At 42.5% G+C, this 12011-nt stretch carries 10 protein-coding genes; 7 read left to right on the top strand and 3 right to left on the bottom strand.

Annotated features, from left to right (window positions below):
* Nucleotides 1-361: 361 nt before the first annotated feature.
* The 5 genes from DWY07_RS10360 (at nt 362) to DWY07_RS10340 (ending at nt 6603) form a co-directional block, all read left to right on the top strand.
* On the top strand, nt 362-1825 hold the full coding sequence (locus tag DWY07_RS10360; RefSeq protein ID WP_117823007.1) for a putative DNA modification/repair radical SAM protein: 1464 nt from the start codon (nt 362-364) through the stop codon (nt 1823-1825).
* Nucleotides 1826-1932: 107 nt separating this feature from the next.
* Nucleotides 1933-2766, top strand: a complete 834-nt coding sequence (locus tag DWY07_RS10355; RefSeq protein ID WP_008402328.1) for a TIGR03915 family putative DNA repair protein — start codon at nt 1933-1935, stop codon at nt 2764-2766.
* A gap of 169 nt (nt 2767-2935) precedes the next feature.
* Nucleotides 2936-3952: a UDP-glucose 4-epimerase GalE gene (gene galE / locus DWY07_RS10350; RefSeq protein ID WP_008402329.1), complete on the top strand. Its 1017-nt coding sequence runs from the start codon at nt 2936-2938 to the stop codon at nt 3950-3952.
* 112 nt (nt 3953-4064) lie between these two features.
* Nucleotides 4065-5090: an aldo/keto reductase gene (locus tag DWY07_RS10345; protein ID WP_008402330.1), complete on the top strand. Its 1026-nt coding sequence runs from the start codon at nt 4065-4067 to the stop codon at nt 5088-5090.
* Nucleotides 5091-5238: 148 nt separating this feature from the next.
* A complete protein-coding gene (locus DWY07_RS10340; RefSeq protein ID WP_044945890.1) occupies nt 5239-6603 on the top strand; it encodes an MATE family efflux transporter in 1365 nt (454 codons plus the stop codon).
* 35 nt (nt 6604-6638) lie between these two features.
* Here DWY07_RS10340 and DWY07_RS10335 read toward each other — a convergent pair whose 3' ends face one another.
* Together DWY07_RS10335 and DWY07_RS10330 are read right to left on the bottom strand one after the other, a co-directional pair.
* Nucleotides 6639-8135 carry an MATE family efflux transporter gene (locus DWY07_RS10335; RefSeq protein WP_242997338.1) on the bottom strand — a complete coding sequence of 499 codons (1497 nt, stop codon included), beginning with the start codon at nt 8133-8135 and terminating at the stop codon, nt 6639-6641.
* Nucleotides 8136-8256: 121 nt separating this feature from the next.
* A complete protein-coding gene (locus DWY07_RS10330) occupies nt 8257-8697 on the bottom strand; it encodes a MarR family transcriptional regulator (RefSeq protein ID WP_117823005.1) in 441 nt (146 codons plus the stop codon).
* A 249-nt stretch (nt 8698-8946) separates the two neighbouring features.
* On the opposite strand from DWY07_RS10330, the gene DWY07_RS10325 reads away from it, so the two are divergent.
* Nucleotides 8947-9678, top strand: a complete 732-nt coding sequence (locus tag DWY07_RS10325) for an ATP-binding protein (protein ID WP_181983913.1) — start codon at nt 8947-8949, stop codon at nt 9676-9678.
* Nucleotides 9679-9716: 38 nt separating this feature from the next.
* Here DWY07_RS10325 and DWY07_RS10320 read toward each other — a convergent pair whose 3' ends face one another.
* A complete protein-coding gene (locus tag DWY07_RS10320; protein ID WP_181983912.1) occupies nt 9717-10445 on the bottom strand; it encodes a response regulator transcription factor in 729 nt (242 codons plus the stop codon).
* Between the two features lie 153 nt (nt 10446-10598).
* Between DWY07_RS10320 and DWY07_RS10315 the strand changes: the two genes are divergently transcribed.
* Entirely contained in the window at nt 10599-11942 is a 1344-nt protein-coding gene (locus DWY07_RS10315; protein ID WP_117822999.1) for a hypothetical protein, read from the top strand.
* The last annotated feature ends 69 nt before the right edge of the window (nt 11943-12011 follow it).

Genomic DNA, 12011 nt, shown 5'->3' with positions numbered 1-12011 from the left:
AGATATATCAAACCTGTTTGCAAAGTATTGTTTTGAGCAAAATGGACGAGAGTATTATTATTATGAAGCAAGCCTGCCCCCTCTGTGTAACTTCGAACTAAACTCGGTCCCCTCGTTAAGGTCTCAGTTTATTCGCGTTGGTACTTAGGCTGCGTATTTTGCAGCCTTATGTACCATTACGTCGAAGGTAGAGCGGAAGCGTCTTGCGGAATAATAGATGATACTCTTGTTCATTTTGATATAAATATTTGAGTGAACAGGTTTGATTTAGCTACATGGATCCTTTCAGGAAGCCTTTTTCGTATGTAAAAAACAAAAATTTCCACTTGAAAAATCGAACGTAAGTTCTTATAATAAACATATGTTCGAAATACAAGCAAATAAAACTATACAGGAAAAATTACATATACTGGCGGATGCGGCGAAGTATGATGTGGCATGTACATCCAGCGGTGTGGATCGAAAAGGAAAGGAAGAAATGCTCGGAAATGCACGATCCTGCGGAATCTGTCACAGCTTTGCATCAGACGGGCGCTGTATCTCTCTGCTCAAGATTCTGATGACGAATCATTGTATTTATGACTGCAAGTATTGCGTGAACCGAGTATCGAATGATGTCAAGCGTGCCACTTTTACGCCGGAGGAGATCTGTGAACTGACGATCGAATTTTATAAAAGGAATTATATAGAAGGGCTGTTCTTAAGCTCCGGTGTGATCCGTGATCCGGCATACACGATGGAGCAGATCTGTATAACCTTACAGCTCCTTCGTACAAAATACAGGTTCAACGGATATATTCATGTAAAGACGATTCCGGGTGCGCCGGATGAACTACTTGCGGCTGCCGGATTTCTGGCCGACCGCATCAGTGTGAATCTGGAGCTGCCGACTGCGGAGAGCCTAAAGAAGCTTGCTCCGAATAAGAGTTTCCAGACGATCATGACTCCGATGGGGAAGGTGCGTGATACGATCGCAGAGACAAGAACCCTGATAGGGAAAGATGCAAGAATGGAACGCAGTCTGGGGAATCGTTACCTGCCGGGAAGTATATTCGGGAAAGAACAGTTACGGCTGACCGGAGCACAGAGTAATGGAGGCGGCTCTCTTTGGAAGAAAGCTGCTTCCTTTGCTCCGGCAACTCAGGATACATGGAAGCCACGGGCATTTGCACCGGCAGGTCAGAGTACACAGATGATCATTGGGGCATCCGATGAGAGCGACTATACGTTGGTTCAGACGACACAGAAGTTATACCAGAACTATGATCTGAAACGTGTCTTTTATTCCGCCTATATTCCGGTAAATGAGGACTCGGCACTTCCGTCTCTTGCGACTCCGGTTCCGCTTCTGAGAGAACACCGACTGTATCAGGCAGACTGGCTGCTGCGGTTTTACGGATTTCAGGCAGATGAATTGTTGTCGGAGGAGCGACCGAATTTTAATGTCCGGATGGATCCGAAATGCGACTGGGCGATCCGGCATCTGGAACAGTTCCCGATCGAAGTGCAGACAGCTTCTTATGATACGCTGCTCCGGGTGCCGGGGATAGGACCGAAATCAGCAGGCAGGATCGTAAAGGCGAGACGGTACGGACATCTGGAATTTGACCATCTGAAGAAGATGGGCGTGGTGTTGAAACGGGCGCATTATTTTATTACCTGTGGAGGACGGATGATGTATAAGATACCGATCGAAGAGCAGTATATTACCAGACAACTGATAGGCGAGTATGCAAAAGAAAACTGGCAGGTAGAGCATAAGGAAGAAGAATATAAGCAGTTATCCTTTTTTGATGCTCAGGGAGTATTTGGAGTTCCGAATTGATTTGTGGATAAATGTAAAATCCTATTTAAGAATAGACGATTGTATGAAGAAATATTGTCAGGATAGATTTTATAGATAGATGAGGATATAGATGGGAGAATGTAAATATGAGGATATTTACCTGTAAACATCAATTAGAAGATATGATGACCTGCATCTATGATGCATGGGTTTATGCACTCCGGGTCGGACATGATAAGGTGCAGTTACGGACGGAGCCGATCGTGCAGGCAACTTTATTTGACGAGTATGTCCATGTGGATGCCGATGCAGAAAAGACGGAAAAGGTTCTGCGTTCCGTTCGAAATAAGATCGGGATGCAGGCATATATCGATGTGTATTATGCCTGTCTGATGGAAGATGATGTACTGGACGATATCTACCGGTTTTTGCGGATCGGATTTCAGGCAGGACCAAGGGTGATCGGGATGCTTGCAGAGCCTCCGGTTAGCCGGATGCTGGAGATTCGGCGGGCAGTTGGAAATGAAATTCATCATTTTCGGGAATTTGCCAGATTCAATTCGATCGATAATAAGGTGTATGTCTGTCATCTGGAACCGAAGCATGATGTGATCTATCAGGTGGCAGAGCATTTTGCAGACCGGATGCCGGATGAATATTTTATGATCCTTGATGATAACCGGAAGTATGCGGTGATCCATCCGGGAAAACATTACTCAGGGCAGCAGGCAGATAGAGAAAGAGAGATTTCAGAACAGAACCGATATATGAAGGAAAAGGCTCAGAAGATGTATTTGCGGGAGTTGTCCGATGAGGAAATGAAGACGCTCCGACAGACGGAATTATTGAAGGATGAATATACCGAACTCTGGAAGACCTTCTTTCATACGATCGGGATTGAACAGCGGAAGAATCCGACCTGCCAGCGGAATCTGATGCCGATATGGAAGCGGAAGCATGCGGTAGAATTCATGCAGTAAACAAAAAGAATAAAATTTACTAACTTTTAGTAAAAATTTAGCAAAAACTATTGATTAGTTTTTATTCTCGTGTATAATGATGATAGTGGTTATCGTAACAGAGAATCCGGTACCGATAAATGTTGTGATAACCGAAGGTTAAGAATTTATTTTACAGGAGGATTATGATATGAAGATCTTAGTAACAGGTGGTGCTGGTTATATTGGAAGTCATACCTGCGTTGAATTATTAGAAGCAGGATATGATGTAGTAGTTGTTGACAATCTGTATAATGCGAGTCCGAAAGTAATTGGAAGAATAAAAGAGATAACAGGAAAAGACGTAACATTTTATGAGAAGGATATCCGTGATCTGGATGCAATGAATGAAATCTTTGCAAAAGAAAAGCCGGATACAGTAATTCATTTTGCAGGCTTAAAGGCAGTTGGTGAGTCTGTTCGTAAGCCACTCGAATATTATGAGAATAACATTGCGGGTACATTAACACTTTGCAAGGCAATGCGCGAGAATGGATGCAAGAACATTATCTTTTCATCATCTGCAACCGTATATGGCAATCCTGCATTTATTCCGATCACAGAGGAATGTCCAAAGGGTGTCTGCACAAATCCTTACGGCTGGACCAAGCATATGCTTGAGCAGATCCTGACAGATATCCACACAGCAGATCCGGAATGGAATGTAATCCTGCTTCGTTACTTCAATCCAATCGGAGCACATAAGAGCGGACTGATCGGAGAAGATCCAAAGGGTATTCCAAACAACCTGCTTCCTTATGTAGCACAGGTAGCGGTAGGAAAGCTTCCTTGTCTTGGTGTATTCGGTGATGACTATGATACACCGGACGGAACAGGTGTCAGAGATTATATTCATGTTGTAGATCTTGCCAAGGGTCATGTAAAAGCGATCAATAAGATCAAAGAGAATCCGGGTGTAAAGATTTACAATCTGGGTACAGGAAAAGGATACAGCGTTTTAGATGTTGTTAAGGCATTTGAGAAGGCATGCGGCAAGAAGATTCCTTATGAGATCAAGCCTCGTCGTGCAGGTGATATCGCAACCTGTTATTCTGATGCAACTCTTGCTAAGAAAGAACTTGGCTGGGAAGCAGAATACGGAATTGACGAGATGTGCGCAGATTCATGGAGATGGCAGAGCATGAATCCGGATGGCTATGGTGCATAATGAAAATATTCAGTAAATAAGTAACAGACAGGCAATTGTAAACGTGCCGGAATACAGGGCATAGAGAAGATACAATTGCCTGTTTGTTTAAGATAGAAAGGGGTTAGTTTATATGGCTGAATATACAGCTTCAAAGACCAGATATACAGAGACAGAAGGAACGGATTTTTACCGCCATTGCGGTAAAAGTGGTCTGATGCTTCCTCCGATCGCACTTGGTCTCTGGCATAATTTCGGTAGTGTAGATAATTATGAGAATATGAAACAGATGTGCTTTACCGCATTTGATCACGGAATCACACATTTTGATCTGGCAAATAATTACGGTCCGGTATATGGAAGCGCAGAGGAAAACTTCGGCAGAATCCTCCGGGAAGAAATGAGTGCTTACAGAGACGAGATGGTGATCAGTACAAAAGCAGGATTTGATATGTGGGAAGGTCCTTATGGCAACTGGGGCAGCCGCAAATACCTGATCGCGAGTCTGGATCAGAGCTTAAAGAGAATGGGACTTCCATATGTAGATATCTTCTATCATCATCGCATGGATCCGAACACACCATTAGAAGAAACGATGGAAGCACTTGCACAGATCGTAAGAAGCGGTAAGGCTTTATACGTAGGTCTGTCGAATTATGACGGTCCGACGATGGCGAAAGCAGAGCGGATTCTGGACGAACTGCATTGTCCGTTTATCATCAATCAGAATCGTTACAATATTCTGGATCGGACAGTTGAGAAGAACGGACTACTGAAGCAGACATATGCATCCGGAAGAGGACTGATCTGCTTTTCTCCACTGGCACAGGGTATGTTAACCGATAAATATCTGCAGAATATTCCAAAGGACAGTCGGGTGGCAAGAGACGGACGGTTCCTTCATGAGGATCAGGTCGTATCGATGCGTCCGCTTCTGACAGAGTTAAATGATATTGCAGCAGGCTATAATATGAGCTTGTCAGAGCTTGCGATTGCATGGCTGCTGAACAAACCGGAGGTTACAACCGTTTTGATCGGTGCATCGAAGCCGGAACAGATACTCAGTAATCTGAAGGCTGCTGAGAAGCAGAGAACAACCGAGATGGAAGCAGAGGAACTGGCACTGATCGAAAAGGCGGTCAACCTTTATCACGCATAGAGGATAAGTGTTATTTGACTTCACTTCAAAAAAGAATATAATATAAAAGACAGTTCTGAAAAGTATTTTCTGACAGAGAATGCTTTTGAAAGTATTGACGGAACAGAACGGATCATATTGTATGTTATTTTGAAAGAGGAAGACGGTATTGCAGGCACATCAGACAGATTTCTCAAGTGGAAATGTATATAGAAATATTATAGAAGTAGCTGTACCAATGATTCTGGCACAGCTACTTAATCTTTTATATAACGTGGTTGACAGGATCTACATCGGACGGATCCCGGAAGTCGGTACAACTGCACTGACAGGGGTAGGTCTGTGCTTTCCGATCATTTCACTGATCACCGCCTTTACCTATCTGTATGGAAATGGAGGTGCACCGCTTTGTTCCATGGAACGCGGTAAGGGTAATGATGAAGAAGCAGAGCATCTGATGGGAAATGCTTTTACGTTATTGATCGGAACAGGAATTGTATTGACGATTATCGGGCTGATCTTTTATAAGCCGATTCTTTATCTGTTTGGTGCAAGTGATGATACATTCCCATATGCAGGCTCCTATATTCAGATCTATCTGCTGGGAACGGTATTTGTCATGGTATCGGTAGGAATGAATCCGTTTATCAACAGTCAGGGCTTTGGAAATACAGGGATGATATCGGTTCTGATCGGAGCAGTTTTAAATATAATACTGGATCCTATATTTATCTTTGTTTTAAATCTGGGAGTAAGAGGAGCGGCTATTGCGACGATCATTTCTCAGTTTTGCTCGACAGTATGGGTACTTGTATTCCTGACCGGAAAACGGGCAGTGCTTCATTTGAAATGGAGCTGTATGTGGCTGCAGTGGAAACGGGTTTTGCGGATCATCGGTCTGGGAGTATCCAGCTTTATCATGGCATTTACAAACAGTCTGGTACAGGTTGTATGTAATGCGACACTTCAGGTCTATGGTGGGGATATCTATGTGGGCGTTATGACCGTGTTGAATTCCGTGCGCGATATCTGTACACTTCCGGTTATGGGTATTACAAATGGTGCATCTCCGGTCATGAGCTTTAATTATGGAGAAGGGGCATATGAGAAGGTACGGAAAGCCATCCGTTTCCTGACTATATTATGCGTAACCTATACTTTTGCGGCATGGGGCATTCTCAGATTGTTCCCGGAGCCGTTTATCCGTATATTTAATCATTCACCGGAACTGATCGCAAAAGGGGTTCCGGCATTACATATATATTTCTTCGGATTTTGTTTTATGGCATTGCAGTTTACCGGACAGAGTGTGTTCCTTGCGCTTGGAAAGGCGAAAAAGGCTACCTTCTTTTCTCTGCTTCGGAAGGCGTTTATCGTAGTGCCGCTTACCATTCTGCTTCCGAAAATCGGAAATCTTGGAGTGGATGGTGTATTCTGGGCAGAGCCAATCTCGAATCTGATCGGCGGATGTGCCAGCTTCTTTACAATGTGTGCCACGGTGTTGCCTGAATTAAAGCATGAAAAAGCTCGATGAAAAATATAAACGACCGGATGGGATTATTAATTAATTTATTCAATCTCCCGTAGTGCCTTTCTGAACTGGAAGAAGAACAGGATGGCGGTGAAGGTTACGGCGATCAGGTCTGCGATCGGTTCTGCCATGTAGACAGCCATTGTCTTATCTGCGGTGTAGATATGCGGCATAATGAAGATCAATGGGATCAACAGGACGAATTTACGCATGATCGCAACGATGATGGATGCCGGAGCGTTGCCGAGAGCATTGAATGTCATCTGACAGGAGATCTGGATTCCAAATAAGAACATAACCGCAAGGTAGTATCTAAGTGCATCCTTGGTAAATGCGATCAAGGCTGTATCCGGGGTAAAGATGGATGCAAAAACCTGAGGGAAACACATAATGCAAAGCCATAATAAAACAGAATATGTCAGGCTGACCTTTAGCAGAAGTTTGAATGCATCCTTTACTCGGGATGCATTTTTTGCACCATAGTTATAACTGATGATCGGCTGAGCACCCTGCCCAAGTCCCTGAAGTGGGAGCATGGCGAACTGCATGACGCTGGTAAGGATCGTCATAGCACCGACTGCCATATCTCCGCCATATTTCAGAAGGGAGGAGTTGAAGCACACAGATATGATACTTTCACTTCCCTGCATGATAAAGACAGCAGAACCGAGTGCCAGACATGGCAGGATATAGGAGGCCTGCAAACCGAGGTTTTTCACACGGATACGGAGTGTTGTCCGTTTGCCGAAGAGGAAGCTTAAGACCCAGATGCAGGAACAGCCCTGAGAAATGATCGTTGCAAGAGCCGCACCTTTTACCCTCATATGAAGCGCAAAGATAAAGATCGGGTCTAAGATGATATTCGCGATCGCACCGATCAGTACGGACAACATACCTTCTTTGGCGAAGCCCTGTGCAGTGATAAATGCATTCATACCCAGAGTGAGCTGTACAAAGATTGTGCCGATTGCGTAGATATTCATATATGAGGTTGCATAGTTAATGGTATTCTTACTTGCACCGAATGCCAGAAGCAGATCGCGATTCCAGATCAGAAGAACAGCAGTCAGTATAACGGATAAGATGATCTGCATGGTAAAACAGTTACCGAGGATTTTCTCGGCATCGTCTTTTTTATTTTTGCCCATATAGATGGTAGCCCGTGGAGCACCGCCATTTCCGACCAGAGCCGCGAAAGCGGAGATGATCATGATAAGGGGCATACAGACACCGACACCGGTAAGTGCCAGTGAACCGTTTTGTGGAATATGACCAATGTAAATACGATCAACGATGTTATACAGCATATTGATCATCTGTGCGGCGACTGTAGGAAGTGCGAGCTTTGCCAATAATTTACCGATCGGTTCTTTTGCCAGAAATTCCCGGTCGGATGAGCCTGCGTTGTGGGCAATCCGGTTCGGTTGGTTGCTTCTTCCGTTTTTCGATATGGATTCTCCGCCGGTTGGTGGTGAAGCTTTTGATGTGTTGTTTGGAGAATCAGTCATGCTGTAGGCTTGTCTTTGTTTCTTCATGTATATTCCTCGTTCCTTTGATTGATGTTTTATATTGTATAAAAGTTAATTGTGATATAAGCTTGCCTGAATATAGTATTGTCCGAACTGCGAAGTATTCAGGTGACAGGGTGTGATCATGTTATTTTAAATGCGATAACACATTGTCATACAAACGCTTGTTATAGGATGCAAAATTCTTCTTTTCATCATCTGAAAAACCTTCAAAGATGCAGGAGATCAGTTCATCCTGCTTTTTCTCGATCGCATGTACAACGGGAATTGATCTATCAGAGAGCTTCAGATGAATGATCCGTTTATCATTTGTATCCGGATGTCTGGTCAGATAGCCTTTGTCGGCGAGAGAATCAATGGCTGTGGATACATTTCCACGCTGCAGCATACGAAACGCTACGATATCTCTGGCAGTATCATGTGCCGGATTATTGTGTAAAAAAGTAATGATGATAACTTCAATCCGTGAAAGCTTATAGTCTGTCCGGATGCTTTCAAGATATTTTTCCTGAAGCTTCATCAGGCTTTTTGTCATATCAAAAATATTGGATGGTGATTGTAGGATCATAGATATTCCTCATTTCCTAATTAAGTTCTTTTTAGAACTATTATAACTTTAAAATAAAAAGAGTCAACCTGTTTATACAATTTTTATAGAAAGAGAAAAACACAGTCTGGGTGTTATCTGAAACAGAAAACTAGAGATAAAAATATTATTGACAGGAAAGAAATAATAGATATACTAAAATTTATAGTGCTTTTTGGAGAATTCAGATAACAGAATATATGAAAAAATATGTTTGACCAGAGGATAAATATGCCACAGATGAACGAGAAAAACTGGATGATCATAGTAGCAGTAGTTATTGTGCTTATAGGATCACTGATCTACAATATCATTTCAGCAAGAAATCTGAAGAAAAAAAGACAACAGTTTGTAGAAAGTATCCAATCTTCATATACGCATATGAAGAGTATAGAAGACACCAGCAAAAAGATATATGAGATTTCAAACGAGATCAATGAAATGATCCGGGAGCAGAAAGACACCGAAGAGTACATAGAAAAAAAGAAGAAGGAAATTGAGGAGATCAGGCAGATGATTGTGACAAATGACACAATCCTTGACTGTGCGGTCTCAGATAAGCGGGATCTTGCAAGAAAGAAGCAGATTGCATTTACTTATAATATTCCAACCGGGTTACCGGAGATTCGTATGGAGGATGTCGATAAGATTCGTCTGTTTGCCAATCTGTTAGACAATGCGATCGAAGCAGCCGAGTGTGTGCCGGTGCAGGATGCAAATGGGGAAAATAAAAGATTCATACATGTATCGATATTGAATCGTGGGAGTAACTTCTTTATCACTGTTAAAAATTCCAAAAGAACGGAGATCGCCGTTATGGAGAATCAGTTCCATACAACGAAGTCAGATGCAGAAAACCACGGCAGAGGTGTTCGTATTATCAGGCAGATTGTTGCCAGGTACGATGGAACGGTCGAGTTCACGGACAAGGGTGATGCCTTTGAAGTAGCGATCATGTTGTAAAAGGCATACAGAACAGCCATGGTTTGTGTGTTTGTAATTTACAACATAGCGTGTTCGGAGATATATTTGAGGTAGTCGGCTTTGAATGGTTTGGCATAGCGTCTGCCAACAGGCAATTTGATGCCGCCGGTCAGCTCGGTTTCCTGTGAGGATAAATTTTTTACATATCCAAGATTGACCATGAAAGAACTATGGCATTGCGAGAAATAGGACGGCAGTCGTTCGCTTACAGCCTGAAGGGATTCGTACACTTTATAGGCTTCCCCATCGTCAGTATAAATAATAATCTCGCGGCTGAGCCGTTCAATATGAGTGATCGTTCCGCATGAAAGGGTGTACCGTTTTCGGTTGGAGATAACGTCCAGAAAGCGTGCTTTTCGTTCAATTACAAGCTGAATCGCTTTATCCAGTGCCTTAGGCAGATATTGTTGTATGGAATCCTTTGTAACATAATATATGTGACGGACTTCGTAAGATTCAGATATATAGTCGGTATGGCTGGTGAGGAAGATAACTGCACACTGTGGGCAGCATTGATTAAGCTCGGAAGCAAAATCGATACCGTTGAAGTCCCCCATTTCGATATCTAAGATTGCAATATCATAATTAATCGTATCGGTCTCAAGCAATTTTTTTAATTTCTCTGGCTCGTAGGAGTCGATTCTGAAAGTGAAGGATTCAGAAGCATCCAAACAGGAATGTGCAAAACTGGTTGTTTCTTTTAATTGTAGATCTGAATCATCACATATTAGAAGTTTGAGTTTCATATATGGTATCCCCCCTGTAATTGGTAATTTCAATGTAGAAAACATTTTGCTTAACTGGTAATATTATAATAAAAAGGTTGCCATAAAACAAGAAAAATGTCAAAATATATATACGCATATTGATGACGGTATAAAGAAAGAGAGAAGATAGAAATGAACATATGGACATTCCTGCAGGTGCTCGGAGCAGCCCTGATCACGGCATTACAATTTAATATTTATCTGGGTGCTTATATGGGAATGGATCGTGGAAGAAGAGACCGGATCTATCTGGGCTTGAATATTTTAAATATGTTTTTCCTCCGCGTTTTAATAAATACAAGTATACAGCTAGATGCACCTGCATGGCTTCGTGCCATCATTTATATTTTGGGATTTGTGATGATGCTTGTAGGCGTTGTATTATACCGTAAAGAGTGCATGGTTATAAATTTGGTATCATTTATGGTGGGTATTATGACATTTGATCTTGTTACGGTGACGATGTCAGCAGTGATCGAGGAACTGTTTGGATATGCATATAATGATACACCGGTATTATACAGTGCAAAAGCATTGCTTGTCTGGCTTGGAGTAGAAGCCTTGCGTGAGGGCATAGGAACGATCATTGAAGTCTGGTTTATGCGGAAATATATGCCATACAGGAAGTTCCGGAGACAATCATTTGTCAGAAGCATGGTGTGGATTCTGGCTGTTGGAACCGGATATATGATGTTGGTTGTGTATTTTGTGACTATGGTAAAAGAGGTTAATCTGATGTCACAGTTTATAGCACTGGGAATCTGGGCATCTGCTTTTATAGCTACTTATCATCTGTATACGATCGTATATAATAGCTATCAAAGAAAAATGATACGTTTTCTGGAAGCAAAGATGAAGCAGCAGAAAGAGGATTATGAGAAGCTTCTGGCGGATTACAACAGGCTGCGGGATATCAAGCATGATCTGTATAATTATGTGCATATACTTGATCTGGCAGGAGATGTCCGGAAGGAACAGGAGCAGATCAGACAGTTACAGGAAGATCTGAAACCGGGAAAACAGAAAGAGTACATAAAATACACAAATCTTTCAATCCTGAATCTGGTATTAAATAATGTTACATCTGCCTGTGAGGGTGTAGGTATTCATCCGGAAGTTGCAGCAGAAGAAATTCAGACTGATACAAATGTAGAATTGGACATGGGATATCTGATCGAGCGGATGGTACATAATGTTATTTTGTTGAATGAAGATCAGGGAGAGAATAAGCAGGATTCCGTATCAGAGTCACTGCCCCGGACACTCCGGATTCAGATCGCACCATCGGAATCCTCAGATGGAAATATTCAGGTTGTGCTTAAGGGTATCGGACTTCGTATGAAGGGCATTGAGATGAATTCAGACAACAGAAAGGAGATACGGAATAATAAGCAGATCATTCAGTTTATTATGGAGCGGCATGAGGGATTCCAGTGGAATAACAGGAAAGAATCTCATCTGTATCTGACTGCATAAGCAGAGAACCGTATCCGGAATTTGTAGAAATATGTCGATTACGACGGAAACATTGCAGATTACGACAGG

The organism is Clostridium sp. AF23-6LB, from assembly GCF_003461085.1.
Classification (GTDB): Bacteria; Bacillota; Clostridia; order Lachnospirales; family Lachnospiraceae; genus Coprococcus; species Coprococcus ammoniilyticus.
The sequence above is the reverse complement of the archived record's forward strand: the minus strand, read 5'-3'. Positions and strand labels throughout refer to the sequence as shown.